Annotated in this window: 23 protein-coding genes and 1 tRNA gene; 22 read left to right on the top strand and 2 right to left on the bottom strand. The window is 47.2% G+C overall.

Annotation, left to right across the window (positions count from 1 at the left end; all coding sequences use genetic code 11):
• Positions 1–141 precede the first annotated feature (141 nt).
• Together FNY66_RS14015 and FNY66_RS14010 are read left to right on the top strand one after the other, a co-directional pair.
• Positions 142–225 (top strand) — tRNA-Leu (locus FNY66_RS14015).
• Between the two features lie 64 nt (positions 226–289).
• Positions 290–1,006, top strand: coding sequence for a membrane lipoprotein lipid attachment site-containing protein (locus FNY66_RS14010; protein WP_087151892.1), 717 nt, complete (start codon positions 290–292; stop codon positions 1,004–1,006).
• Between the two features lie 86 nt (positions 1,007–1,092).
• Here the strand turns inward: FNY66_RS14010 and FNY66_RS14005 are convergent, their stop codons facing one another.
• Positions 1,093–1,311, bottom strand: coding sequence for a helix-turn-helix domain-containing protein (locus tag FNY66_RS14005; protein WP_229409539.1), 219 nt, complete (start codon positions 1,309–1,311; stop codon positions 1,093–1,095).
• Between the two features lie 164 nt (positions 1,312–1,475).
• On the opposite strand from FNY66_RS14005, the gene FNY66_RS14000 reads away from it, so the two are divergent.
• From FNY66_RS14000 to FNY66_RS13960, 9 genes are all read left to right on the top strand, one after another.
• Positions 1,476–1,820, top strand: a complete 345-nt coding sequence (locus FNY66_RS14000) for a helix-turn-helix domain-containing protein (protein WP_087151894.1) — start codon at positions 1,476–1,478, stop codon at positions 1,818–1,820.
• 139 nt (positions 1,821–1,959) lie between these two features.
• Entirely contained in the window at positions 1,960–3,528 is a 1,569-nt protein-coding gene (locus FNY66_RS13995; protein ID WP_087151895.1) for a phosphate--AMP phosphotransferase, read from the top strand.
• 5 nt (positions 3,529–3,533) lie between these two features.
• Positions 3,534–4,535, top strand: a complete 1,002-nt coding sequence (locus FNY66_RS13990; protein WP_150311547.1) for a deoxyguanosinetriphosphate triphosphohydrolase — start codon at positions 3,534–3,536, stop codon at positions 4,533–4,535.
• A gap of 67 nt (positions 4,536–4,602) precedes the next feature.
• Complete coding sequence (gene dnaG, locus FNY66_RS13985) at positions 4,603–6,384, top strand: DNA primase (RefSeq protein ID WP_150311546.1); 1,782 nt, start codon at positions 4,603–4,605, stop codon at positions 6,382–6,384.
• 57 nt (positions 6,385–6,441) lie between these two features.
• Positions 6,442–7,560 carry an RNA polymerase sigma factor RpoD gene (gene rpoD, locus FNY66_RS13980; protein WP_087151898.1) on the top strand — a complete coding sequence of 373 codons (1,119 nt, stop codon included), beginning with the start codon at positions 6,442–6,444 and terminating at the stop codon, positions 7,558–7,560.
• 104 nt (positions 7,561–7,664) lie between these two features.
• Entirely contained in the window at positions 7,665–7,826 is a 162-nt protein-coding gene (locus FNY66_RS15555) for a hypothetical protein (protein ID WP_190324849.1), read from the top strand.
• Positions 7,805–8,530: a tRNA (adenine(22)-N(1))-methyltransferase gene (locus tag FNY66_RS13970; RefSeq protein ID WP_087151900.1), complete on the top strand. Its 726-nt coding sequence runs from the start codon at positions 7,805–7,807 to the stop codon at positions 8,528–8,530. Before FNY66_RS15555 ends, FNY66_RS13970 begins: the two co-directional genes overlap by 22 nt.
• The gene (locus tag FNY66_RS13965) at positions 8,520–9,302 is read left to right on the top strand and encodes a Nif3-like dinuclear metal center hexameric protein (protein WP_150311544.1); all 783 of its coding nucleotides are present in this window, start codon (positions 8,520–8,522) and stop codon (positions 9,300–9,302) included. Before FNY66_RS13970 ends, FNY66_RS13965 begins: the two co-directional genes overlap by 11 nt.
• A 61-nt stretch (positions 9,303–9,363) precedes the next feature.
• Complete coding sequence (locus FNY66_RS13960) at positions 9,364–11,034, top strand: nucleoside kinase (protein WP_150311543.1); 1,671 nt, start codon at positions 9,364–9,366, stop codon at positions 11,032–11,034.
• 76 nt (positions 11,035–11,110) lie between these two features.
• Here FNY66_RS13960 and aroC read toward each other — a convergent pair whose 3' ends face one another.
• Positions 11,111–12,205: a chorismate synthase gene (aroC, locus tag FNY66_RS13955; protein ID WP_150311542.1), complete on the bottom strand. Its 1,095-nt coding sequence runs from the start codon at positions 12,203–12,205 to the stop codon at positions 11,111–11,113.
• Between the two features lie 145 nt (positions 12,206–12,350).
• Here aroC and FNY66_RS13950 point away from each other — a divergent pair, with 145 nt between their 5' ends.
• From FNY66_RS13950 to FNY66_RS13900, 11 genes are all read left to right on the top strand, one after another.
• Positions 12,351–13,991, top strand: a complete 1,641-nt coding sequence (locus tag FNY66_RS13950) for a L,D-transpeptidase family protein (RefSeq protein ID WP_150311541.1) — start codon at positions 12,351–12,353, stop codon at positions 13,989–13,991.
• 48 nt (positions 13,992–14,039) lie between these two features.
• Positions 14,040–15,167 carry a tRNA guanosine(34) transglycosylase Tgt gene (gene tgt, locus FNY66_RS13945; protein WP_150311540.1) on the top strand — a complete coding sequence of 376 codons (1,128 nt, stop codon included), beginning with the start codon at positions 14,040–14,042 and terminating at the stop codon, positions 15,165–15,167.
• Between the two features lie 114 nt (positions 15,168–15,281).
• A complete protein-coding gene (gene yajC / locus FNY66_RS13940; protein WP_087151906.1) occupies positions 15,282–15,560 on the top strand; it encodes a preprotein translocase subunit YajC in 279 nt (92 codons plus the stop codon).
• Between the two features lie 180 nt (positions 15,561–15,740).
• Positions 15,741–16,826, top strand: a complete 1,086-nt coding sequence (gene leuB / locus FNY66_RS13935; RefSeq protein WP_150311539.1) for a 3-isopropylmalate dehydrogenase — start codon at positions 15,741–15,743, stop codon at positions 16,824–16,826.
• A 67-nt stretch (positions 16,827–16,893) separates the two neighbouring features.
• A complete protein-coding gene (gene ilvD, locus FNY66_RS13930; RefSeq protein ID WP_150311538.1) occupies positions 16,894–18,573 on the top strand; it encodes a dihydroxy-acid dehydratase in 1,680 nt (559 codons plus the stop codon).
• A gap of 84 nt (positions 18,574–18,657) precedes the next feature.
• Positions 18,658–20,346 (top strand): biosynthetic-type acetolactate synthase large subunit, encoded by a 1,689-nt coding sequence (gene ilvB, locus FNY66_RS13925; RefSeq protein WP_150311537.1) that lies wholly within the window; start codon positions 18,658–18,660, stop codon positions 20,344–20,346.
• Positions 20,330–21,412, top strand: a complete 1,083-nt coding sequence (gene serC, locus FNY66_RS13920) for a 3-phosphoserine/phosphohydroxythreonine transaminase (protein ID WP_150311536.1) — start codon at positions 20,330–20,332, stop codon at positions 21,410–21,412. Before ilvB ends, serC begins: the two co-directional genes overlap by 17 nt.
• Before the next feature lies 1 nt (position 21,413).
• Complete coding sequence (locus tag FNY66_RS13915) at positions 21,414–22,577, top strand: phosphoglycerate dehydrogenase (RefSeq protein ID WP_087151911.1); 1,164 nt, start codon at positions 21,414–21,416, stop codon at positions 22,575–22,577.
• Positions 22,578–22,795: 218 nt separating this feature from the next.
• Positions 22,796–24,184: a 2-isopropylmalate synthase gene (locus FNY66_RS13910; protein WP_087151912.1), complete on the top strand. Its 1,389-nt coding sequence runs from the start codon at positions 22,796–22,798 to the stop codon at positions 24,182–24,184.
• A gap of 16 nt (positions 24,185–24,200) precedes the next feature.
• The gene (locus FNY66_RS13905; RefSeq protein WP_150311535.1) at positions 24,201–24,866 is read left to right on the top strand and encodes a GntR family transcriptional regulator; all 666 of its coding nucleotides are present in this window, start codon (positions 24,201–24,203) and stop codon (positions 24,864–24,866) included.
• A 71-nt stretch (positions 24,867–24,937) separates the two neighbouring features.
• On the top strand, positions 24,938–26,134 hold the full coding sequence (locus tag FNY66_RS13900; RefSeq protein WP_150311534.1) for an NADP-dependent isocitrate dehydrogenase: 1,197 nt from the start codon (positions 24,938–24,940) through the stop codon (positions 26,132–26,134).
• Positions 26,135–26,187: the final 53 nt, after the last annotated feature.

The following is a 26,187-nucleotide window of genomic DNA, read 5'->3' as shown; positions in this document are numbered from 1 at the left end:
AATTTTCGGAAATTTTAAAATAATTAGAACAATATTCGAACTTTAACTTTTTTTGGAATAACAGTTGACATTTTGCACTTTGAATAGTATTATATCACTTGTGGTCAGCACGAGAGAAAAAGACCACGGAAAATAAGGAATGCGGAAGTGTCGGAACTGGCAGACGAGCAAGACTAAGGATCTTGTGACATTCGTGTCGTGTGGGTTCAAGTCCCATCTTCCGCATTGAAGAAAAGCCTTGAGTTTTCAAGGCTTTTTCTTTACCAAAAAACATTGGAGATGGTTAAATATGAAGAAGATACTGGTATTGGCTTTTGTGCTGGTTCTCGCGCTGTCCGGGTGCAGCGAAAAGAAAAAGGCAGGCGAGTCTGTCACGGAAGAAGTGGACAGCTATGCAGAAGATATGAATGATACACTCGGAGACCAGTTCAGCGCACCGAGTGAAGCGGTGACAAAAGCGGTATCCGGAACATGGATAGTGGCAGACAGCGAAGATACATATGAGTTGAAAACAGACGGAACCGGCAGAAAGAACGATGAGGCGCTGACGTTTGAGTGCGGGTTTGATGATGAGAAGAACATAACTCTGAAAATCAAAATGGACGGTTCGGATACGGAAGAGCTTTATGCAATCTCAACAGACGAGACCGGATACGGTATCCGTCTGACCGCTTTGGACGGAGGCGGAAATCTCTATCTGCTTCCGGCAGATATCGAGTTTCTCGACGTGAATGACGAGCGCGCAAAAGGAATTATCGGAAAGTGGTCTGATGGAAATGGAAATATTTATCAGCTTAATGACGATATGTCAATGGAGATCATAGGTGATGGAGGCAGTACAGAAGGCTCCTTCAGCGTCGTAGAAGATAAGAGCGGCACGCTCCTGATGAGGATTGTAGTATCGGGCGGATCTCTGGAATATGAGTATACGCTGAATGAAGACGGTACGCAGATGGATCTTGTGAGTCCGGGGACAGATACTGTCCATCAGTGGACGAAAGAATGAAATTGAAAAAGGATGAATACAAAAAGGGATGTTCGCGGGTGTTTTTACCTGCAGAACATCCCTTTTTGCTGTTTTAGTGAAAAGACTTACCGTTCTCTTCCGGTAAGCTCATCCAGAGTCACATCAAAATAGTCGGCGATCCTGATCAGCAGATAGATATCCGGCAAAGTGACGCCTCGTTCGTAGGCTGAGACGGATTGCCTCCCTATCTGAAGTTCCAGTGCCAGAGTTATCTGTTTTACTTCTCTTTCTCTGCGCAGATTGCGGATGTTTTCACCGATCCTATTTTTCTCATTTGTTTTCATTTTGCCCCTCATAATAACTGTTCCTATTTGACATTTTAGCATTCTTCCGCTTTCAAAACTGCAAATACCTGAAATCTGAGTACAACAATACGTTGCATTTGAGTATAGAAGCCTGCTTTTTCAGCTACAATATATGTAAAATACGAAAGAGTGGTTGAGCTACATTGGATAACCGGATCAGAGAGTTGCGTAATGAAAAAGGGCTCAGGCAGGAAGACCTGGCAGAAATGATAAATGTGTCCCAGCAGACGGTCAGCCGTCTGGAAAAAGGGGAGATTGCTCTTACGGCGGATATCCTCGTCAATCTTACAAAAGTGTTCCATGTATCTGCTGACTACATATTAAAATTATCTGACTCGAGACTGACATATGAGTGGCAAATTGATTTTAGTCATAATATGGAAAAGAATGAAAACTTATACCGTGCGTACGGGAGGCTCAACAGGACAAATCAGGAACTGGTCTTCCAGTTGATGGGGCAGTTAGTGGAGCGGCAAAAGGAACGATAAATACAACTGAAAATAAAAACCAGAAAAAGAAAAAATCTTGTACGGATTTTTTCTTTTTTTTGTGGATTATATGATATAATTACAATAATTTATATGAAGCGGTCAATAATATCAGAATAAGAGTGATGGAGGAAGAATTATGTTAGAAAAAGTGGATCTGACAAAGAAAATTTCAAAAGAAGAATATAAGGAAAAAATGCCGCAGCTCGAATCAAAACTGGGCAGACTGCAGAGAGAATGCAAAGCATTGGGAATTCCGGTATTGATTGTATTTGAAGGATTTGGCGCTGCGGGAAAAGGGCTGCAGATTGGTCATCTGATTCAGAGTATGGATCCCCGGGGATTTGAGGTGCATCCTGTCAAGAACGAAACAGAAGAAGAGCGGATGCATCCGTTTATGTGGAGATTCTGGACAAAGACGCCTGCAAGAGGAAGAATCGCCATTTTTGACGGGAGCTGGTATAGAAAAGTGCTCATAGACCGGTTTGAGAAACGGACAAAAGCCAAAGATCTTCCAGCAGCATTTCACTCTATTAATTCATTTGAGCAGCAGCTTGCAGATGACGGAAATCTGATTATTAAGCTGTTCCTGGATATTGATAAGAAAGAACAGAAAAAGAGATTTGATAAGCTGGCGAAGAACAAAGAGACTGCCTGGCGTGTCAGCCAGGGGGACAGAGAGCGCAATGCCCATTATGATGAGTACGCGGCTTTGATGGAGGACATGCTTTTTAATACAGATACAGATTACGCTCCGTGGACTATCGTTGAATCTATGGACCGCAGATTCGCAACCCTGAAAATTTATACGACAGTGATCAAGGCGATGGCAGATCAGATTGAAAAGGTTCAGCAGCAGAATATCGCAAAAGCTGTGGAAAAAGCGGATAAGGCAGAGGCTGAAGGCGTTGTCCGGAAAAAGGAGACCAATGGCGATGAAATTGAGGAGATTGCCCGTGAGGCAGACGCTCAGATGAAAGATCTGCAGGTATCTATTTTATCAAAAGCAGACCTGTCTTTAAGTTATACACGGGAAGAGTATAAGGAAAAACTGGATAAGCTCCAGAAGAAGATGGATAAGCTCCATGGAGAGCTGTATCGGAGGCGGATTCCTGTAGTACTTGGATTTGAAGGGTGGGATGCAGGCGGTAAAGGCGGTGCGATCAAGAGACTGACTGCAAAGATGGATGCGAGAGGCTATGTGGTGAATCCTACAGCGTCTCCTAATGATATTGAAAAAGCTCATCATTATCTCTGGAGATTCTGGAGAGCAATGCCAAAAGACGGACATGTGGCAATTTTTGACCGTACCTGGTACGGCCGGGTTATGGTGGAAAGGATTGAGGGATTCTGCACCACAGAAGAATGGAAGAGAGCTTACAAAGAGATCAATGATATGGAGAAAGACCTGTATAATGCAGGAGCGATCGTGATCAAGTTCTGGATGCATATTGATAAGGATGAACAGGAGAGAAGGTTTAAAGAACGTCAGGAAAATCCGGAAAAACAGTGGAAGATTACCGATGAAGACTGGAGAAACCGGGAAAAGTGGGATCAGTATGAGGATGCGGTAAATGAGATGCTGATGCGGACCTCTACAGATTATGCACCGTGGGTTGTCGTAGAGGGGAACAGCAAGTATTATGCGCGTGTGAAAGTGCTGCAGACAGTGGTAGATGCAATCGAGAAACGCCTGAAAGAGGAGTAAATGTCATGACGATCAGAGAGCAGCTTGAAGAAAGAGAAGCCAGATATCTCAGTCAATATGCAGCCCTGAGCCGCAATACAAAGGGAAGAATGCGGGATGAACCACAGTGCGATATCCGTCCGGTTTTTCAGAGGGACCGGGACCGAATCCTGCACTGTAAAGCTTTCCGCAGGCTGAAGCAGAAGACACAGGTGTTTTTGCTGCCCAGCGGTGATCACTACAGGACGCGTCTTACCCATACACTGGAGGTGTCACAGAATGCGCGGACCATTGCCAAGGCACTCAGGCTGAACGAAGATCTGGTAGAGGCGATCGCGCTCGGACATGATCTGGGACATACGCCGTTCGGACATGCGGGGGAGCGCGCATTAAATGCGGTTTACCATTTCTCGCATAATAAGCAGAGCCTCCGGGTCGTCGACTGTATTGAGAAAGAAGGGCGGGGGCTGAATCTTACATGGGAGGTAAGGGACGGTATTCTGAATCATCAGACAGCGGGCCGTCCCCATACTCTTGAAGGACAGGTTTTGAGAATTTCCGACAAACTGGCTTATATCTATCATGACATGGATGATGCGATCAGGGGAGGAATACTTACGGAGGATGATATCCCGCAGGATATCCGTGCTATGCTCGGTAATTCCTGTAAAGAGAGACTGAACAGACTGATACACGATGTGATCACAAACAGCATGGACCGTCCGGAGATATGTATGTCTCCTGCTGTCGAGCGGGCGATGACCGATCTCAGGAAGTTCATGTTTGAAAATGTCTATCTGAACCCTAAAGCGAAAGGAGAGGAGGACAAGGCGGTACATATGATCGAGCAGCTCTTTGCCTATTATATGAAACGACCGGAAGCGCTTCCCCAGCAGTTTAAAAATGCACTGGAGCATACGGATGTCAGCAGGGAACAGGTCGTGTGCGATCACATTGCAGGGATGACGGATTCCTATGCCGTAAAGAAGTTTCAGGATTATTTTGTTCCGGAATCATGGAAAATTTAAAAAAATAAAGGAAACCAAAAACTTTTGTCGAATATATATTATAGGGTATTCTTTATGGAGGCGGAACATGTACTATCCTGATGAGCTGATTGAAGAGATAAGGACAAGAAATGATATAGTAGATGTGATCTCCGGCTATGTCCGGCTGCAGAAAAAGGGCAGTTCATATTTTGGACTCTGCCCTTTTCATAATGAGAAATCTCCATCGTTTTCCGTCAGCAGACAGAAGCAGATGTATTACTGTTTCGGATGCGGAGCAGGAGGAAATGTATTTACATTCCTGATGGAATATGAGAATTTCTCGTTTATGGAAGCGGTAAAGTTTCTGGCAGACCGGGCCGGGATCAAACTGCCGGAAGCAGAGTACTCAAAAGAGGCAAAAGAAAAAGCAGACCTCAAGGCGTCAATCCTTGAAGTGAATAAAAAAGCTGCAAGATATTATTACATACAGTTGAAGTCAGAGAGGGGAAGAAAGGCATATACTTACCTGACGGACAGGGGGCTGTCCGATGATACGATCAAAGCATTTGGTCTCGGATACTCAAATGTCTTCAGTGATGATCTATACAAATATCTGCGGGGAGAGGGATACAGTGAAGAGCTGATCCGTCAGGCAGGTCTGATCAATACAGATGAAAAAAAGGGCGTCTATGACAAGTTCTGGAACCGGGTGATCTTCCCCATTATGGATGTAAACAGCCGTGTGATCGGTTTCGGAGGCCGCGTTATGGGGGACGCCAAGCCGAAATACTTAAATTCCCCTGAGACTGTGGTGTTTGATAAGAGCAGAAATCTGTATGGACTGAACCGGGCAAGAACATCGAGAAAGCCGTACTTTCTCTTGTGCGAGGGGTATATGGATGTAATCTCTCTGCATCAGGCCGGGTTTACTAATGCTGTGGCGTCTCTCGGGACAGCACTTACCCCCGGACACGCTTCTCTCATCAAAAGATATGTAAAAGAAGTTTATCTTACATACGATAGTGACGATGCCGGCACAAGAGCCGCGCTCAGGGCGGTACCTATCCTGAGGGAAGCCGGAATCTCGGCGAAAGTAGTGCGTATGGATCCCTACAAAGACCCGGATGAATTCATCAAGAATCTGGGGGCCGAAGAATATGAAAAACGTATCCAGAATGCAAGAAACGGATTCATGTTCAGTCTGGAAATGCTCGAGAGGGAATATGACATGGCATCGCCGGAAGGAAAGACAGATTTTTTCAGGGAAGCTGCCAGAAGGCTGATCGGATTTGAGGACGAGCTGGAGCGTAATAATTATATCGAAGCGGTGGCATCTGCATATAAAGCGAGCAGAGAGAGCCTGGAGAAACTGGTAGCCAAAACGGCAGTAAATTCCGGAATGGCCAGACCGGCATCCAGACCGAAAAAGGCGGAGGGATCATCGAAAGAGAAAAAGAAAGAGGACGGCATTCTGACATCCCAGAAAGCACTTCTTACATGGATGATCGAGGATGAAAAGCTGTTCGGGAGAATCAGCAGCTATATTCATCCGGATGATTTCGCTGACGGCATTTACCGCAAGGTGGCAGAGATTTTATATGAACAGCATGAAAACGGCGGTATGAACCCGGCAGGTATTCTGAATCATTTTACAAGTGAAGAGGAACACAGGGAAGCAGCATCACTTTTCAATACAAAGATCAGACAGCTGAAGACGAAAGAAGAGGAGGAACAGGCATTAAAAGAAGTCATTCTCCGCGTAAAGAGTCACAGCATCGACGAGAGGACACGTAAACTCGACCCGGCTGACATGGCAGGACTTCAGAGACTGATGGAGGACAAACGCAAGCTGGAGGGCTTGAGGACACTGCATATTTCTATTGATTAAGGATAAAATAAAACAAGATAGCCCGCGCATGTGCGCAGGCAAAGGAAGGATGGACACATGGAAGAAAATGCACAGAAATTTCTGGAAAGAATGAATGAACTGGTAGCGCTGGGGAAGAAGAAGAAGAGCATACTGGATGTTCAGGAGATCAATGATTTCTTTACAGATATGGAACTTTCGACCGATCAGATGGAAAAAGTATTTGACTATCTGGAGGCAAACAATATCGACGTTCTGCGTATCAGCGGCGATGCCGATGACGACGTGGATATGGATCTCGATGATATCATATCCGACGAAGAGGAAGTCGATATGGAAAATATCGATCTGTCTGTTCCCGAAGGTGTGAGCATTGAAGATCCGGTCCGTATGTACCTGAAAGAGATCGGTAAAGTGCCCCTTTTAAGTGCCGAGCGCGAGATCGAGCTTGCCAAACGGATGGAAGAAGGGGACGAGGATGCCAAGAAGGAGCTTGCAGAGGCCAATCTTCGTCTTGTTGTCAGCATAGCGAAGCGTTATGTGGGCAGAGGAATGCTCTTCCTTGACCTGATCCAGGAAGGAAATCTGGGACTGATCAAAGCCGTTGAAAAGTTTGATTATCATAAAGGATATAAATTCAGTACCTATGCTACATGGTGGATCCGGCAGGCAATCACAAGGGCGATCGCAGATCAGGCGAGAACGATCCGTATTCCGGTACACATGGTAGAGACGATCAACAAACTGATCCGTGTGTCCAGACAGCTCCTTCAGGAACTTGGCAGGGAGCCACTTCCGGAAGAAATCGCAAAAGAACTGGACATGCCTGTAGACAGAGTGCGTGAGATCCTGAAAATATCCCAGGAGCCGGTATCGCTCGAGACACCGATCGGTGAGGAAGAAGACAGTCATCTGGGAGATTTCATCCAGGATGACAATGTGCCTGTACCGGCCGAGGCCGCAGCCCAGACATTGTTGAAGGAACAGCTCGATGAAGTACTGGATACATTGACGGAGAGGGAACAGAAAGTGCTCCGCCTGCGTTTCGGCATGAACGACGGACGTGCCCGTACCCTTGAGGAGGTTGGGAAAGAGTTCGATGTCACAAGAGAGCGTATCCGTCAGATTGAGGCGAAAGCCCTGAGAAAATTAAGACACCCGAGCAGAAGCAGAAAATTAAGGGACTACTTAGATTAACAGTTCAGCCATGGTGCAGACGAGAGCAGAAACCATGCTTGCATGGTTTTGCGAGCGAACTGCACCATGGAGTGAGCGCCTGCCTATGAGGAAAGAAGCGGCGTATGCCGCAGGAAGCACGGAGTGCGACTTTCCGAATGGCGCGGCTGAACTGTGGACGCGCGGAGAAAGAAGCGGCGTATGCCGCGGGAAGCACGGAGTGCGGCTTTCCGAATGGCGCGGCTGAACTGTGGATGGAGAAAATATGGAATTATCTAAGAGATTAAGTGCGGTCGCCGCACTGGTGACTGACGGATACCGGCTGGCTGATATCGGGACAGATCACGCGTACATTCCGATCTGTCTGGCCGGAACCGGCAGGATACCGGAGGCGGTCGCTATGGATGTAAATCCGGGACCTCTTCTCAGAGCGGAGGAAAACATCCGGATGCACGGACTGGAGGACCGGATAAAAACACGTATTTCCGACGGTTTTGCCTCCCTTGAAAAGGGAGAGGCAGATGCAGCAGTGATCGCAGGGATGGGAGGTCCTCTGATGATCCGTATTCTGCGTGAAGGGGCTGAGGTTGTCAGTACACTCAAAGAGTGCGTTCTCCAGCCTCAGTCAGAGATAGAAAAAGTGAGAGCCTTTCTTTTAGAGGAAGGTTTTTTCTTTCTTGACGAGGATATGGTGGAAGAGGATGGAAAATACTATCCTATGATGAAAGTACAACCCCCGTCTGATGCGGAAAAGGCGGCGGAAGACCGGAGCGGGACGGCATGGACCAGAACTGAATTATGTTACGGTAAACTTCTGCTCATGAGGAAAAACCCGATCCTCAAAGAATTTCTTCAAAGAGAAATATGTATCAGGAGACGGATATTAAATGAACTGAAAAATAATAAATCGCTTAAAGCGGTACAACGCAGACAGGAACTGGAAGAAGAACTGAAAACAGCAGAGAAAGGGATGGACTATTATGCAGTGTAAAGAGATTATGCAGGTTATTGAGGCGGCTTATCCCAGAAGTGCGGCGCTTGACTTTGACAATGTAGGACTTCTTGCCGGGAGAGCCGGGAAGGAAGTGAACCGGGTGTATCTTGCACTGGATGCAACGGACGCAGTTATTGACCGGGCGATCGAAGCAGGTGCAGACATGCTGATCACACATCATCCGCTGATCTTTTCTCCGATGAAAAGAGTGACAGATGAAGATTTTATCGGCAGGCGAGTGGTCAAATTGATCCAGAGCGATATTGCTTACTATGCGATGCATACGAATTACGATGTGCTGGGAATGGCCACCCTCTCGGAAAAGATCCTGGGGATCAAAAATTCTCAGGTACTCGATGTCACTATGTGTGAGGATGGAAACGAGGAAGGCATCGGGCGTGTGGGCGATCTGGAGAAGCCGATGACTCTGGAAGAATGCTGCGTCTATGTAAAGCATAAACTGAAATTAGGCAGCCTGAAAGTTTTTGGTGATATGAACGGAACGGTGTCTAGACTGGCTGTTTCGCCCGGATCAGGCAAGTCCGCTGTCGCTCCGGCTATTGCGAAAGGGGCAGATGTACTGGTCACTGGAGATATCGGACATCATGACGGGCTGGATGCCGTGGAGCAGGGGCTTGCAGTCATCGATGCCGGCCATTACGGGACAGAATATATATTCATTGATGACATGAAACATTTTCTCGAGGATAAACTGCCTGTGCTGGATGTTATGACAACCCCGATCGTTCATCCGTTCCAGGTTATCTGACGGCGGGAAGTCTGTCGGAGTACAGACACAAGGACAGATATCGGAATCGAAGGAGGAGAATATGTCTGAGCAGATGTGCAGAGTTACGGTAGAAGGTGAAGTGAGAGAATACAGGGCAGGAACTTCATATCAGAAGATTGCCGAGGATTTTCAGTCCCGGTATGATCACCAGATCGTACTTGTCTTTGCGGGAGGATTTCATCTGCAGGAACTCAGAAAGGCTGTGGAACGGGACTGCGAACTTAAGTTTGTCACAACAGCAGATGCGATCGGACATGAGGCATATAAGAGGAGCATGAGTTTCCTGCTTATAAAAGCGGTCCATGATGTAGCAGGACATGACAGTGTTGACCGGGTACGGATTCACTTTTCTCTCGATAAGGGTTATTACTGTACAGTAGAAGGGAGCGTGAAGCTGGACGAAGAGTTCCTGCAGAACGTTTCGGAGCGTATGAGAGAGCTTTCCAGACAGCGTATCCGGATTGACAAAAGATCTGTACACACAGACGATGCGCTCGAACTCTTCCACAGACACGGAATGTATGATAAAGAGAGGCTCTTTGAGTACAGACGTGTGTCAAAAGTAAATATATACAGCATCAATGAATTCGAAGATTATTATTACGGGTATATGGTCCCGGATGCGGGATGCCTGAAATACTTCTCGCTGCATCTTTATGATGAAGGGTTCGTCCTTCAGATGCCGGTAAAAGAAAAACCGGAGGAGGTGCCCGAGTTTACCCCGCGGCCCAAACTGTTCCATGTGCTGAAAGAATCAGTGGAATGGGGGGATTGTCAGGATATTGAAACTGTCGGCGCACTGAATGATATGATCACAAAGAGTGATATGAGGGAAGTCGTGCTTGTCCAGGAGGCGCATCAGGAACGACAGATCGGAGAGATCGCAAAGAAAATATCGGACAAGAAGAATACCAGATTTGTATTGATCGCAGGTCCCTCATCATCAGGGAAGACGACGTTCTCCCACAGACTGTCCATACAGCTGAGAGTCAACGGTCTCAAGCCGCATCCTATTGCGGTAGATAATTATTTCGTGGACAGAGAGCATACCCCGAGAGATAAGGACGGGAATTATAATTTTGAGTGCCTGGAAGCTATTGATATTGAAAAATTCAATACCGATATGGAAGCACTCATGCGGGGAGAGGAAGTATACCTCCCTATATTTGATTTTAAGACCGGAAAACGAAAATACGATAATCATCCGAAGAAGCTGGGACCCGATGACATTCTGGTCATTGAGGGGATTCATTGTCTGAATCCGAAACTTACAGAGGCTATGAGGGATGAGAATAAATTCAAGATCTATATCAGTGCGCTGACTCAGCTTAATATCGATGAACATAACCGGATTCCGTCCACGGACGGACGTCTGATCCGCAGGATCGTAAGAGATGCACGCACCAGAGGATCCTCGGCTATGCGGACGATCTCCATGTGGTCATCTGTCCGGAAAGGCGAGGAAGAGAATATCTTTCCTTATCAGGAGGAAGCGGATGTGATGTTTAATTCTTCCCTTCTCTATGAGCTCTCGGTGCTCAAACAGTATGTGGAGCCACTCCTGTTCGGGGTTGACAAGAATTCAGAAGAGTATCTGGAGGCGAAACGTCTGTTGAAATTTTTTGACTATTTTGTCGGGATCGGAAGTGAGTACGTTCCGACGAATTCCCTGTTAAGAGAATTTATCGGCGGCGGATGTTTCCGCGTATAAATTGTATATCTTTTGACAAAAAATGCAGCAGTTCAGCCATGTATGACCGGACTGCTGCATTGATTTGCGCTGTTACTTAATAAATTTTCCTGAGATGCTCCATTCTGGACGTCATATTCTGAAGGAGAAGATCTGCAAGGGTAATAGCCGTCATGGATTCCACGACAACGACTGCGCGGGGAACGATAACAGGATCATGGCGGCCGAGCACGGTGATCTCCGTGTTTTCACCGGAAGTGTTGACTGTCTGCTGGGTTCTGGCGATCGAGGAAGTGGGTTTGACCGCGGCTCTTAAGATCAGCCTTGAACCGTCGCTCATGCCTCCGAGAGACCCGCCTGCATGATTTGTCTTCTTGCAGATATGTCCGTCCCTGGCATAGAACGGATCATTGTTCTTGCTGCCGGAAGAAAGTGAGGCTTTAAATCCGTCGCCGATTTCCACGCCTTTGACAGCGCCGATGGACATGACAGCCTGTGCGAGGAGTGCGTCCAGCTTGTCAAAGACCGGCTCTCCAAGTCCTACAGGAAGTTTGTCGGCAATACATTCAATAATGCCGCCGCAGGAGTCCTTTTCAGCCATGAGAGAAGCGATATACTGACCGGCCTGTTCTGCCACGGTATTGTTTGGCATATACAGGCTGTTTTCCTCTATCTCGGAATAACGGTAATCGTCCTCATCCACTGTGTATGGCCCGATTGATTTTGTATATGCGCGGACAGAGATGCCGAGCTCGCCAAGGAGAAGAGAAGCGACAGCTCCGGCGGCCACGCGTCCGATCGTCTCACGGCCTGACGAGCGCCCGCCGCCGCGGTAGTCCCGGATACCGTATTTTTCTGTAAACGGATAATCTGCATGTCCGGGCCGGAACAGCTCTGCAATGTTGCCATAGTCCCTGGAACGCTGATCCTGATTACGGACAAGCAGGGAGATGGGCGTACCCGTGGTCTTCCCTTCAAAAACTCCGGAGAGGATCTCTACGGAGTCAGCCTCGTTTCTCTTTGTCGTGTATTTGCTTTGACCGGGTCTTCTCCGGTCGAGGAACTTCTGGATCTGTTCTGCTGAAAGTGCCAGCCCTGCAGGGCATCCGTCTATCACAACACCAATTCCCGGTCCATGGGATTCGCCCCATGTTGTTATTCGGAATATTTTACCAAATGATGAACCACTCATAATAGATGTTCTCCTTTCTGTATCTGTACATAAAAACAATTATATAGGAAGATACCCGAAATTGACAAGTATAACTACACTTTACTTTTTGAGGTGTTCGTACTATAATAAAACGGAAATTGGGCAAAGGAGAGAAGATTAACTGATGAGCAGAAAAAGAAGACATCAATCTGAAAAGCATCAGGAAAACATAAATATTACAGATGAGAATGCGTTTGAAGATATTTCTGGCGAAGAACAGACAGAGGAAGAAGTCCCGGATGAATATGAAGAAGCCGAGGATGAACAGGACGATACTGTGAAGAATACAGGGGATGAAGATATCCGGTCAAGAAAAAAGGTGAAGAGAAGACGCAGGGGAGCACGTAAAGGAGTTAAGAAACAGGCGAAGAAGAGTATGGGGAAGAAACCGTGGATTATCGCCGGGAGTATTATCGGAGCCCTCGTAGTGATATATCTCGGGATAGCGGCGTTTTTTATGAGCCATTTTCTTGTAAATACTTCAATCAACGGAAAAGACTTTTCCGGCAAAACAGTTGCTGATGTGGAAGAGTACCTCAAAGAGCAGGTGGCGGATTACGAACTGACTATTCTGGAACAGAACAATGTGTCTGATGTGATAACCGGCTCTGAAATATCTCTTGCATATAAAGAAAATTCAAGGGTACAAGACGCACTGGAGAATCAGAGACAGCTTCTTTGGCTTATCTCGTTGTTCTCGGAGTCTGACACGGATATTACTATCGAAGTGGAATATGACGAAGCAGCTCTGGAAGGAAAAATCCAGAATCTCCAGGCAGTAACAGCGGAGCAGGTGGATCCTGTGGCAGCACATCCGGAATATGACGGCAATTCTTTTGTTGTGGCAGAAGAGCAGTATGGCACAACAGTAGATATGGAGACCCTGACTGCAAAGATCAAGGAGCATATTACTGAGTTTGATACAACACTGGATATGATGGACGAGGAGTGCTATGTCATGCCGGCGTATACTTCGGATTCGCCGGAAGTACAGGCAGCCTGCGATGAGATGAATAAGTATCTCAAAGCAAGCATCACTTATCCTATGGATGAAAATGTGGTCGTGGATAAGGATCTGATCTCAAAATGGGTCACATATGATGATGATATGAAGGTTACTTTCAATGAAGATGCCGTAAGAGAGTGGATGAGGGAGTTCGGCAAAAAGTATGATACACTTGGAACTACCAGAACGATCACAACGCCGACAGGAAAGACTGCGGAAGTGTCTGGCGGAACATACGGCTGGTCTGTCGATGAAGAAACCGAAACGAAGAATCTGATCAACAGTATCAAAAACGGTGAAGTGGCGGAACGGGCGCCGGCATACAAACAGACGGCAGCTTCCCACGGCGCTCAGGACTGGGGGAGCACCTACATTGAAGTAGATATTGCCGCACAGCATATGTGGTATATTGTGGATGGGGCAGTTGGCATGGAGTCCGATGTCGTTACAGGACTTCCTGCGGATGGAAGAGATACGCCGACAGGTGTTTATTCTATATTATATACAGAACGAGACTCGACGTTGAAAGGTGAGACGGATCCTGAGACTGGAAAGCCGAGCTACGAGACGCCGGTCGCATTCTGGATGCCGTTTACCTGGCAGGGACACGGCTTTCATGACGCGACCTGGCAGTCTTCATTCGGTGGTTCACGTTACCAGACAAACGGGTCTCACGGGTGTGTCAATATGCCTTATGACAAAGCGGAGCAGCTGTTCAATATGATCAGTGCGGGCACTCCGGTCATTGTCCACAACTAGTCAGTACTGACACAGTATTTTATTAACAGAGATAGGATATAAAACGATATGTATGAACTTCTGAAAAAAGACGGGATGGCAAAACGAGGCCGGTTTCACACTGTACACGGAACAATCGAGACGCCGGTATTTATGAATGTAGGAACAGCCGCAGCGATTAAAGGCGCCGTGTCCACGGATGATCTCAGACAGATCAAGACACAGGTAGAACTTTCAAACACATACCATCTGCATGTCCGCCCGGGAGATCAGGTGGTAAAGAAACTGGGCGGTCTGCACCGGTTTATGAACTGGGATAAACCGATCCTGACAGATTCGGGCGGTTTCCAGGTGTTCTCACTGGCTTCTCTCCGCAAGATCAAAGAGGAGGGAGTGCATTTTCATTCCCATGTTGACGGAAGAAAGATTTTTATGGGGCCGGAGGAGAGTATGCAGATTCAGTCTAATCTGGCATCTACTATAGCGATGGCCTTTGATGAATGTCCGTCCAGCGTGGCAGATAAGAAATATATCCGGAATTCCGTGGAGCGCACGGCGCGCTGGCTGAAACGCTGCAAGGACGAGATGGACAGACTGAATTCGCTGCCGGATACGATCAACCCGCATCAGATGCTTTTTGGCATCAACCAGGGCGGAGTATATGAAGATATCCGTATTGCACATGCACAGATGATCACGGAATTAGACCTTGACGGATATGCTGTAGGAGGTCTGGCGGTCGGAGAGAGCCACGAGGAAATGTACCGGATTCTGGATGCGGTAGTGCCGTATCTGCCGGAGAACAAACCTACTTATCTGATGGGAGTGGGTACTCCTGCAAATATTCTGGAAGCGGTTGACAGGGGCGTTGATTTCTTTGACTGCGTATATCCGACGCGAAACGGAAGACATGGACATGTATATACAAACCATGGAAAACTGAACCTTTTCAATGCAAAATATGAGCTGGATGACCGCCCGATCGAAGAAGGGTGCGGCTGCCCTGCATGCAGAAGCTACAGCCGGGCATATATACGGCATCTTCTGAAGGCAAAAGAAATGCTGGGGATGCGTCTGTGTGTCCTTCACAATCTGTATTTTTATAATACGATGATGGAGGAGATAAGGGACGCCATTGATGCAGGAGAGTACAAGGCATATAAAAAACGGAAAATGGACGGGATATTGCAGCGCTAGATAATGATATTTTGTATATATTCTCCCATGTTTTTTAAAAAGACTCTTGAAGAAAACGGCGTTTTTGTGTATAGTAGACTTATTGTCGGATAGAAAGTTAGGAGGAAATATATTATGGGTGAAATGATTAGTATGCTGATATTGTGGGTCGTGGTGATCGGACTGATGTGGTTCCTGCTCATGCGTCCTCAGAAGAAAGAGCAGAAGAGAGTGCAGGCTATGCTGGCATCTATGGAAGTTGGAGATACAGCGCTGACGACAAGCGGATTTTACGGCGTGATCATTGATATCACAGATGATGATGTGATCGTTGAATTCGGCAACAATAAGAACTGCCGTATCCCGATGCAGAAAGCAGCTATCGCACAGATCGAGAAGCCGGGCGCAGAGTAATATAGAAGCGGTAATAGAACAGAAACCGGGTGAAATTCTGTCTTTCAGACGGATTTTCCCCGGTTTTATTGTACCCAAATTTTAGAGTGCCCTCTATTTTTTGCCCCGTACTACTTGAAACACGTATCGAAATGAGGTATGATTAACAATAATATTTTAGATTTGGAAGGATGAGCGGTTATGAATATGAAGATCGGAGTGATAAAAGGGGATGGGATAGGCCCGGAGATCGTGGATGAGGCGATGAAAGTGCTTGACAGGATCGCGGAGGTATACGGCCATTCCCTTTCTTATACACAGCTTCTGATGGGAGGAGCTTCTATTGATGCAAACGGTGTTCCGCTGACGGAGGAGACGCTGGAAGCAGCACGGGAGAGTGATGCGGTCCTGATGGGATCTATCGGCGGAGACGCGAAGACATCTCCCTGGTATCAGCTCGAACCATCCAAGCGGCCGGAAGCCGGACTCCTGGCTTTGAGAAAAGGACTGAATCTGTTTGCAAATCTACGACCGGCTGTACTTTATCAGGAATTAAAGGGCGCGTGCCCGTTGAAAGAAGAGATTGCCGACCGCGGATTTGACATGATGATTATGAGAGAACTGACAGGCGGACTCTATTTCGGAGAGAGAAGCACGAGGGAGGAAAACGGTGTCCTTGTGGCGAGGGATGAGCTTACATACAGCGAGACCGAGATCAGAAGGATCGCAAAACGCGGCTTTGATATAGCTATGAAGAGAAGGAAGAAAGTGACCAGTGTGGATAAGGCGAATGTTCTGGATTCTTCCAGACTGTGGAGAAAGGTAGTGGAAGAAGTAGCGAAAGATTATCCCGAAGTGACACTGGAACATATGCTCGTAGATAACTGTGCAATGCAGCTTGTAAAAGATCCGGCTCAGTTTGATGTGATCCTGACAGAGAACATGTTCGGAGATATCCTGTCCGATGAGGCAAGTATGGTGACAGGCTCTATCGGGATGCTTGCAAGCGCCAGCTTAAATGAGACAAAATTCGGACTCTATGAGCCGAGCGGCGGTTCGGCGCCGGACATTGCAGGACAGGGGATCGCAAATCCGATCGCTACGATCCTGTCAGCAGCTATGATGCTGAAATACTCCTTTGATCTTGATGAGGAGGCTGCAGCTATTGAGGAGGCTGTATCCGCAGTGTTGAAAGACGGATACCGCACGATCGATATCATGTCAGACGGCATGAAACAGATCGGAACAAAAGAGATGGGCGACAGGATCTGCTCATATATCAAATAATTAATATGTAAGAACGGATTCAAATGCAGCGGAAGAAACAGGCTGCAGGAAAGAGAGGGAATGACAGATGAGAAGTGATACGGTGACAAAAGGTGTTCAGCAGGCACCTCACAGATCTTTATTTAACGCGCTTGGCATGACACAGGAAGAGCTTGACAGACCATTGATCGGAGTAGTCAGTTCATATAATGAGATCGTACCGGGACATATGAATCTTGACAAGATTACAGAGGCGGTCAAGATGGGAGTCGCTATGGCAGGCGGTACTCCGATCGTAGTTCCGGCGATTGCAGTATGCGACGGTATTGCGATGGGACACATCGGAATGAAATATTCTCTTGTAACAAGAGATCTTATCGCGGATTCTACAGAAGCACTTGCGATGGCACACCAGTTTGACGGGCTTGTTATGATTCCTAACTGTGATAAGAACGTGCCGGGACTTCTGATGGCGGCAGCGCGTGTCAATATCCCCACGATCTTTGTGAGCGGAGGTCCTATGCTCGCAGGACACGTAAAAGGTGAAAAAACCAGCCTTTCCAGTATGTTCGAGGCGGTAGGCGCACATGCGGCCGGAAGGATCTCGGACGAAGAACTGTGTGAATATGAGAATAAGGCATGTCCTACCTGCGGTTCTTGTTCAGGTATGTATACTGCAAACAGCATGAACTGCCTGACAGAAGCGCTCGGAATGGGACTTCGCGGCAACGGGACGATCCCGGCCGTATATTCTGCGAGACTGCAGCTGGCGAAGCATGCAGGTATGCAGGTGATGGAGCTTGTAAGAAAGAATATCAGACCCCGCGATATTATGACAGAGGATGCGATACTTAATGCACTGACCGTGGATATGGCTCTTGGATGTTCCACGAACAGTATGCTGCATCTCCCGGCAATCGCACATGAGATCGGTATGGACTTTGAAATCGATTTTGCAAATAGTATCAGTGAGAAGACGCCGAACCTGTGTCATCTGGCGCCGGCGGGACATACATATATCGAAGACCTCAATGAGGCGGGCGGCGTGTATGCTGTCATGAATGAGCTGAGCAAGAAAAATCTCCTGAACCTTGACTGCATGACTGTGACGGGAAAAACTGTGGGAGAGAATATCGCCGGATGCGAGAACTTAAATCCTGAAGTTATCCGTCCAATCGATGATCCGTACAGTGAGACAGGCGGGCTTGCAGTGCTCAAGGGAAATCTGGCGCCCGACGGCAGTGTGGTAAAACGTTCTGCAGTTTGCGATGAGATGCTCGTACATGAAGGTCCGGCGAGAATCTTTGAGAGCGACGAAGAGGCAACAGAAGCGATCAAGAGCGGCAAGATCAATCCGGGTGATGTGATTGTGATCCGCTATGAGGGACCAAAGGGCGGTCCGGGAATGAGAGAGATGCTCAATCCGACTTCGGCGATCGCAGGATACGGCCTTGGTTCCACGGTAGCTCTTATCACGGACGGCCGTTTCAGCGGTGCATCACGCGGCGCGTCTATCGGGCATGTGTCTCCTGAGGCGGCAGTCGGCGGTCCTATTGCACTTGTGGAAGAGGGCGATATTATCAAGATCAATATACCGGAACTTAAGCTTGAACTTGACATATCTGATGAAGAGATGGTTGCGAGAAAGGCGAAATGGCAGCCAAGGGAGCCGAAGGTCAAGACAGGATACCTTGCGAGATATGCTGCTATGGTCACTTCCGGAAACAGAGGAGCTATCCTTGAAGTACCGGGGAAGAAAGCAGACTGAGCAGCGGGTTCGGATGAGGAAGCGGAGAGTGGATCATCCGGGCGGAAGAGCAAGTCTTGAATTGGAAGGAGCGTAAGAAAAAATATGCAGTTAAATGGAGCTGAGATAGTAATAGAGTGTCTGAAAGAGCAGGGGGTAGACACCATATTCGGATACCCGGGGGGAGCGATCCTCAACGTGTATGACGAACTGTACAAACACCGCGATGAGATCCGCCATATCCTGACTTCACATGAACAGGGGGCATCTCATGCCGCGGACGGCTACGCACGCGCTACCGGCAAGGTGGGAGTGTGCCTGGCAACCAGCGGTCCGGGAGCGACAAATCTTGTAACAGGAATCGCGACAGCATATATGGATTCTATACCGATTGTTGCAATCACATGTAATGTAGGAGTATCACTCCTTGGAAAAGACAGTTTTCAGGAGATTGATATTACCGGAATTACTATGCCGATCACAAAATACAGTTTTATTGTCAAAGATGCGGCAAAGCTTGCCGATACAATCCGCAAGGCGTTCCGGATCGCCAAGTCGGGAAGGCCGGGTCCGGTGCTGGTCGACATCCCGAAGGATGTGACCGCGGCGGTCACGGAGTATGAATGCCAGGAACTGGGGAAATATGTTCCCGAGCATCCGCATATTAATGAAGAGAAGATCAGAAACGTCCTTTCTATGCTGGAGACTGCAAAGAGGCCATATGTCTTCGTGGGAGGCGGTGCAGTTCTCTCAGGTGCCAGTGATGAACTGAAGGAATTTGTAGATAAACTGGATGCGCCTGTCACAGATTCTCTGATGGGTAAAGGTGCATTTCCGGGGACAGACCCCAGATATACAGGGATGCTCGGTATGCACGGAACAAAGACATCGAATTACGGAGTCAGCGAGTGTGATCTCCTGGTAGTCCTGGGAGCAAGATTCAGCGACCGTGTAACGGGCAATACACAGACATTTGCAAAGAATGCGAAGATACTGCAGATCGATATTGACGCGGCAGAAATCAATAAGAACGTCCTTGTAACAGAGGAGATTATCGGCGATGTAAAAGAAGTATTAAGTATACTGAACCGGCATCTGAAGCAGCAGGATCATGCGGAATGGCTTGAGAGGATAGAATCTTATAAAGAAAAATATCCGCTGAAGTATCATCCGGATGTGCTCACCGGACCGTTCATAATTGAGGAAATCTATCGTCAGACAAAAGGAGATGCCCTGATTGTCACGGAAGTCGGACAGCATCAGATGTGGGCGGCTCAGTATTATAAATATACGAAGCCGAGGACACTTCTCACATCGGGCGGCCTGGGAACGATGGGATACGGCCTGGGGGCTTCTATGGGAGCAAAGGTCGGATGCCCGGACAAAACAGTTGTAAACATTGCCGGTGACGGCTGCTTCCGTATGAATATGAATGAGATCGCCACGGCAGTAAGGCATAATATTCCGATTATAGAGGTTGTAGTAAACAATCATGTACTCGGTATGGTCCGCCAGTGGCAGGATTTGTTCTATGACGAGCGTTATTCAGCCACTGTGTTAAGAGATTCTGTTGACTTTGCAAAAGTGGCGGAGGCGATGGGGGCTGTCGGTATCCATGTAGAGACACAGGATGAGTTTAAAGCAGCGTTTGAGAAAGCTCTTACTCTGAACCGTCCGGTCGTGATCGACTGTCAGATCGGCAGTGATGATAAAGTATGGCCGATGGTTGCACCGGGAGCAGATATCAAGGAAGCATTTGACGAGGAGGATATGAAAAATGAGCAGAGTGTATAACTTTTCAGCGGGACCGGCGGTGCTGCCGGAGGAAGTGCTTAAAGAAGCGGCGGCGGAGATGCTTGATTATAAGGGAACAGGCATGTCTGTGATGGAGATGAGCCATCGTTCCAAGGCTTTTGAAGAGATCATCACCACAGCAGAGCAGGATATCAGAGATCTTATGGGTATCCCGGATAATTACAGAGTACTGTTTCTGCAGGGGGGCGCATCCCAGCAGTTTGCCATGATCCCGATGAACCTGATGAAGAACCGCGTGGCAGATTATATTATTACAGGGCAGTGGGCAAAGAAGGCGGCAAAAGAGGCGGAGAAATACGGAAAAGTCAATCGGATCGCTTCATCTGAAGACAAAACGTTTTCTTATATCCCGGACTGCTCGGATCTTCCGATTTCAGATGATGCAGATTATGTATATATCTGCGAAAACAATACAATTTACGGGACAAAGTTTAAAGAACTTCCGAATACAAAGGGCAAGACTCTTGTGTCAGATGTATCTTCCTGTTTCCTGTCTGAGCCTGTGGATGTAACGAAATATGGGATTATTTACGGTGGTGTACAGAAAAATATCGGACCTGCCGGCGTGGTCATCGTGATAATCCGCGAAGATCTCATCACAGACGATGTGCTGCCGGGAACTCCGACCATGCTTACATATAAGACACATGCAGATGCAAAATCACTCTACAATACACCGCCGGCATATGGAATCTATATCTGCGGAAAAGTATTCAAGTGGATCAAGTCCCAGGGCGGCCTTGCAGCTATGAAAGAGAGAAACGAAAAGAAAGCGAAAGTCCTCTATGATTTCCTGGATCAGAGTAAACTCTTCAAGGGTACCGTAGTCCCCGAGGACCGTTCTCTTATGAATGTACCGTTTGTAACAGGAAATGCTGATCTGGATGCGAAGTTTGTAAAAGAGGCGAAAGAGGCAGGACTGGAGAACCTGAAAGGGCACAGGACTGTCGGAGGCATGCGCGCAAGCATTTACAACGCAATGCCGTATGAAGGCGTCGTGGCACTTGTTAACTTTATGAAGAAATTTGAAGAGGAGAATCTGTAGAATGTATAAATATCATTGCCTGAATCCTATCTCAGAAGTGGGATTGGCTCAATTGGATGAGAATTATGTCGTGACAGGAAATGCGGATGAGGCTGATGCCATACTTGTGCGCAGCGCAAAGATGCATGATATGGAGTTCAGCAGAAATCTTAAAGCAATCGCCCGCGCGGGAGCCGGCGTCAACAATATTCCGCTGGAGCGCTGTGCCGACGAGGGAATCGTCGTGTTCAATACGCCGGGAGCCAATGCAAACGGCGTGAAAGAACTTGTGATCGCGGGAATGCTGCTGGCAGCCCGGGATATCATCGGCGGAATCAACTGGGTACAGGAGTATGAAGAAGACGGAGATATCGCAAAGATAACAGAGAAGAAGAAAAAGGCTTTTGCAGGGACAGAGCTGCAGGGCAAGAAACTGGGTGTGATCGGTCTCGGCGCCATCGGTGTTCGTGTGGCAAATGTGGCTGTTCATCTTGGAATGGATGTATATGGCTATGATCCGTATGTGTCCGTCGATGCAGCCTGGAACCTCTCGCGCAGTATCCACCATGCCAAGACAGTGGATGAACTGTATAAAGAGTGTGACTACATTACGATTCATGTACCGGCGCTGGATGATACGAAGGGCATGATCGATAAAAATGCCATCAGTCTGATGAAAGACGGAGTAGTAATCCTGAATCTTGCCCGTGATGTGCTGGTGAATCAGGAAGATATTGTGGATGCACTCGTGTCCGGAAAGGTCCGCTCTTATGTAACAGATTTTCCGACAAAAGAAATTGTCGGTGTGAAGAACGCTATTGTAATTCCGCATCTTGGTGCGTCTACAGAAGAATCCGAGGACAATTGTGCTAAGATGGCGGCTGCGGAGCTGAGAGACTTCCTGGAGAACGGAAATATTACACATTCTGTGAACTATCCGGACTGTAATATGGGAGTAAAGGGTGATGGAGAGAGGATAACGATCCTTCACAAGAATATTCCGAACATGCTTGGACAGTTTACAACTCTTCTCGCAGGGGAGAACATGAATATTGCACTTATGACAAACAAGAGCAAAAAAGAATACGCATATACGATGATCGATGTGGATTCAGAAGTGTCTGCTGATCTGGAAGAGCAGCTTACTTCTGTAGATGGCGTACTCAAAGTAAGAGTGATCAGATAAAACAAAATAGAACAGGCGACAACGGAGTCGGAAAAGATACGCGGGGCAACTGCAGCTTTTCCGACTTTTTTATCTGGTAATAAATAGCGTCGTTTGACAGCAGAAGGATAAAGAAGATCAGATTTTAGTTGACATTAATTGTATAGATGTATACAATTATACAAGAATACATACAGCATGTGATTTAATGCATATGCCCGGAATGGAGGAGAAAATAAATGGAAAACAGAAAAGTATTTTTAAATGAACATACAAATCTCCTGGAACTCGAGGAGCATATGTATCCACTCGTAGATGTGGATACTCCAAATGTGTTCCGCAATCTGTTCCGATATGATGAGATACCAAAGATAGCCTTCAATGACAGGATTGTACCTCATCATATGCCGGACGAAATCTGGATCACAGACACGACTTTCCGTGACGGACAGCAGTCCAGAGCTCCGTATACATCAGAGCAGATTGTCACTATTTATGACTATTTGCATCGTTTGGGCGGCCCGAACGGAAAGATACGTCAAAGTGAGTTCTTTCTCTACAGTAAAAAGGACAGAGATGCTGTATATCGCTGCCTTGAGAAAGGGTATGAATTTCCGGAAGTAACGAGCTGGATACGGGCAAGCAGGAAAGATTTTAAACTCGTAAAAGAAATTGGACTGAAAGAGACGGGAATCCTGGTGAGCTGTTCGGACTATCACATCTTCTACAAATTGAAGATGACGCGGCGACAGGCTATGGAACATTATCTGTCTGTTGTGCGCGAATGTATGGAGACCGGCGTCAGACCGAGATGTCATCTTGAGGATATCACGAGATCAGATATTTACGGGTTCGTGATACCGTTCTGTGTTGAACTCATGAAATTGATGGAGGAGTATAAGATGCCGGTAAAAATCCGTGTTTGTGATACAATGGGGTACGGCGTCAATTATCCCGGAGCGGTAATCCCGCGGTCTATTCCGGGGATTATATATGGTCTGATGGTACATGCGGGTGTGCCGAGCGAATTGATCGAGTTCCACGGACATAACGACTTCTATAAAGCGGTCAATAACTCCAGTACCGCATGGCTCTACGGAGCGAGCGGCGTTAATTGTTCACTGTTCGGCATAGGGGAGAGGACTGGCAATACGCCGCTGGAGGCGATGGTATTCGAGTATGCTCAGCTTCGAGGTACGCTGGACGGCATGGATACGACAGTGATCACGGAACTGGCAGAGTACTATGAAAAAGAGATTGGTTATAAGATTCCTCCGAGAACACCGTTTGTAGGGAAAAATTTCAATGTGACAAGAGCGGGCATCCACGCCGACGGTATGCTGAAAAATGAAGAAATCTACAACATATTCGACACAGATAAATTCCTGAACCGCCCGGCGCTTGTATCTATATCAAACACATCGGGAGCGGCAGGAATTGCCTACTGGATCAACGCATATTATAAACTTTCCGGGGATAGGGAGGTAGATAAGAATTCCGAGCTTGTGAAAAGAGTAAAAGCTGTCGTGGATAAAGAATATGAGGACGGACGGGTTACAGTCTTGACAGATGAAGAATTAATTGCCAAAATAGACAGTGTATGCAAAGAACTGCATATGACATTGTAACCAGGAGGATTTCAGGATGGAAGAATATCAGGATCATTCCCTCAGCGGACGTGTTTTCCAGAAGATTCGCGAGGATATTCTTAATGGGAAATATAAGGAGAACGACGAGTTAAGGGAAAATACTATCGGCAAAGAATTAGGAGTGAGCCGGACCCCCGTCAGAGAGGCACTGCGCCAGCTTGAGCTGGAAGGACTTGTGACGATTATTCCAAACAGAGGCGCCTATGTGACCGGTATCAGCCAGAAAGACATATGGGACATTTATATGATACGGTCGCATCTGGAAGGGTTATGCGCCAGATGGGCGACAGAACATATCACGGATGAACAGATGGAGAGGCTTGAAGAGATCCTGATGCTTTCTGAATTTCAGATGAACAGGGAGAGCGGCTTTAGTGTACAGCAGGTGGCTGCCCTGGATGGCAGATTCCATGCGGTACTCTATGAGGCATCGGGCAGCAGGATACTGAGTCATGTCCTGACTGATTTTCATAATTATGTACAGATGGCGAGAAAATCGTCGATTGTTTCGGAGGAACGCGCAAGAAAATCTATCCGGGAGCACCGGCAGATTCTCAGGGCCATCAAAGACCGGGACAGCGAGATGGCAGAGCAGCTTGCAAATGAGCATATTCTGCATGTGATGCAGAATCTTAAAAAACAGGGATATCGTGCGGGCTGACGGAAAGAACAGTGAAAAGCATATAACAGTCCGCCGGGCTGTTATCAATAAAGAACAGGAGGAGACAGACAATGGAGAAGATTAAGATGACTACCCCGCTTGTAGAGATGGACGGAGATGAGATGACAAGGATTCTCTGGAAGATGATCAAAGATGAACTGATCATCCCTTATATCGATCTTAAGACAGAGTATTATGATCTTGGTCTTGAACACAGAAATGAAACAAACGATCAGGTAACCGTTGATTCTGCACTGGCCACAAAGAAATACAAAGTTGCAGTAAAGTGTGCGACTATCACACCGAATGCGGCGCGTATGGACGAGTATAACTTAAAAGAAATGTGGAAGAGTCCGAATGGAACAATCCGTGCGATTCTTGACGGAACAGTATTCCGCGCGCCGATCGTCGTAAAAGGGATCGAGCCGTGTGTAAAGAACTGGAAGAAACCGATTACGATCGCGAGACATGCATACGGAGATGTATACAAGGGATCAGAGATGAAGATACCGGCAGCAGGCAAGGTTGAACTTGTCTATACGGCTGAAGACGGATCACAGACGAAAGAACTTGTACATAATTTTGACGGCCCGGGTATTGTACAGGGCATGCATAATATTAACAGATCTATTGAGAGTTTTGCGAGAAGCTGCTTTTCCTATGCGCTTGACACAAAACAGGATCTGTGGTTTGCTACAAAGGATACAATTTCCAAGAAATACGACCATACGTTCAAAGATATTTTCCAGGAAATCTATGATGCCGAATTCGATGAGAAGTTTAAGGATGCAGGCATTGAGTACTTCTATACTCTGATTGATGATGCAGTGGCCCGTGTGATGAAGTCTCAGGGCGGATATATCTGGGCGTGCAAGAACTATGACGGCGACGTGATGAGTGACATGATCTCCTCTGCATTCGGCTCGCTCGCCATGATGACATCCGTGCTTGTATCTCCGGAAGGATACTATGAGTATGAGGCTGCTCACGGAACAGTACAGCGTCATTATTACAAACATTTAAAAGGCGAAGAAACATCCACTAACTCTGTGGCAACGATCTTCGCATGGACAGGAGCACTCAGAAAACGCGGTGAGCTGGATGGAAACAAAGAACTGATGGAATTTGCCGACAGGCTGGAGAAGGCGACGATCGATACAATCGAGGCCGGCGAGATGACAAAAGATTTGGCTCTTATCACAACAATCGAGAATCCGACCGTATTAAACAGCGAACAGTTTATTAAAGCAATCGCGAAGAGACTTTAAATTCCGGATTTATCTGACTGAGAAAGAGTCCGCCGGGAGGTATGTATTGTTAT

This window comes from Mediterraneibacter catenae (assembly GCF_008691045.1).
GTDB classification, from domain to species: Bacteria; Bacillota; Clostridia; order Lachnospirales; family Lachnospiraceae; genus Mediterraneibacter; species Mediterraneibacter ornithocaccae.
This window is presented reverse-complemented; position numbering and strand designations above follow the sequence as displayed.

What these genes read in the sequence shown, in the direction of transcription:
- FNY66_RS14010 (WP_087151892.1), top strand. Translation starts at nt 290, where the DNA reads ATGAAGAAGATACTGGTATTGGCTTTTGTGCTGGTTCTCGCGCTGTCC.
- FNY66_RS14005 (WP_229409539.1), bottom strand. Translation starts at nt 1,311, where the DNA reads ATGAAAACAAATGAGAAAAATAGGATCGGTGAAAACATCCGCAATCTG.
- FNY66_RS13995 (WP_087151895.1), top strand. Translation starts at nt 1,960, where the DNA reads ATGTTAGAAAAAGTGGATCTGACAAAGAAAATTTCAAAAGAAGAATAT.
- FNY66_RS13990 (WP_150311547.1), top strand. Translation starts at nt 3,534, where the DNA reads ATGACGATCAGAGAGCAGCTTGAAGAAAGAGAAGCCAGATATCTCAGT.
- dnaG (WP_150311546.1), top strand. Translation starts at nt 4,603, where the DNA reads ATGTACTATCCTGATGAGCTGATTGAAGAGATAAGGACAAGAAATGAT.
- rpoD (WP_087151898.1), top strand. Translation starts at nt 6,442, where the DNA reads ATGGAAGAAAATGCACAGAAATTTCTGGAAAGAATGAATGAACTGGTA.
- FNY66_RS15555 (WP_190324849.1), top strand. Translation starts at nt 7,665, where the DNA reads ATGCCGCAGGAAGCACGGAGTGCGACTTTCCGAATGGCGCGGCTGAAC.
- FNY66_RS13970 (WP_087151900.1), top strand. Translation starts at nt 7,805, where the DNA reads ATGGAATTATCTAAGAGATTAAGTGCGGTCGCCGCACTGGTGACTGAC.
- FNY66_RS13965 (WP_150311544.1), top strand. Translation starts at nt 8,520, where the DNA reads ATGCAGTGTAAAGAGATTATGCAGGTTATTGAGGCGGCTTATCCCAGA.
- FNY66_RS13960 (WP_150311543.1), top strand. Translation starts at nt 9,364, where the DNA reads ATGTCTGAGCAGATGTGCAGAGTTACGGTAGAAGGTGAAGTGAGAGAA.
- aroC (WP_150311542.1), bottom strand. Translation starts at nt 12,205, where the DNA reads ATGAGTGGTTCATCATTTGGTAAAATATTCCGAATAACAACATGGGGC.
- FNY66_RS13950 (WP_150311541.1), top strand. Translation starts at nt 12,351, where the DNA reads ATGAGCAGAAAAAGAAGACATCAATCTGAAAAGCATCAGGAAAACATA.
- tgt (WP_150311540.1), top strand. Translation starts at nt 14,040, where the DNA reads ATGTATGAACTTCTGAAAAAAGACGGGATGGCAAAACGAGGCCGGTTT.
- yajC (WP_087151906.1), top strand. Translation starts at nt 15,282, where the DNA reads ATGGGTGAAATGATTAGTATGCTGATATTGTGGGTCGTGGTGATCGGA.
- leuB (WP_150311539.1), top strand. Translation starts at nt 15,741, where the DNA reads ATGAATATGAAGATCGGAGTGATAAAAGGGGATGGGATAGGCCCGGAG.
- ilvD (WP_150311538.1), top strand. Translation starts at nt 16,894, where the DNA reads ATGAGAAGTGATACGGTGACAAAAGGTGTTCAGCAGGCACCTCACAGA.
- ilvB (WP_150311537.1), top strand. Translation starts at nt 18,658, where the DNA reads ATGCAGTTAAATGGAGCTGAGATAGTAATAGAGTGTCTGAAAGAGCAG.
- serC (WP_150311536.1), top strand. Translation starts at nt 20,330, where the DNA reads ATGAGCAGAGTGTATAACTTTTCAGCGGGACCGGCGGTGCTGCCGGAG.
- FNY66_RS13915 (WP_087151911.1), top strand. Translation starts at nt 21,414, where the DNA reads ATGTATAAATATCATTGCCTGAATCCTATCTCAGAAGTGGGATTGGCT.
- FNY66_RS13910 (WP_087151912.1), top strand. Translation starts at nt 22,796, where the DNA reads ATGGAAAACAGAAAAGTATTTTTAAATGAACATACAAATCTCCTGGAA.
- FNY66_RS13905 (WP_150311535.1), top strand. Translation starts at nt 24,201, where the DNA reads ATGGAAGAATATCAGGATCATTCCCTCAGCGGACGTGTTTTCCAGAAG.
- FNY66_RS13900 (WP_150311534.1), top strand. Translation starts at nt 24,938, where the DNA reads ATGGAGAAGATTAAGATGACTACCCCGCTTGTAGAGATGGACGGAGAT.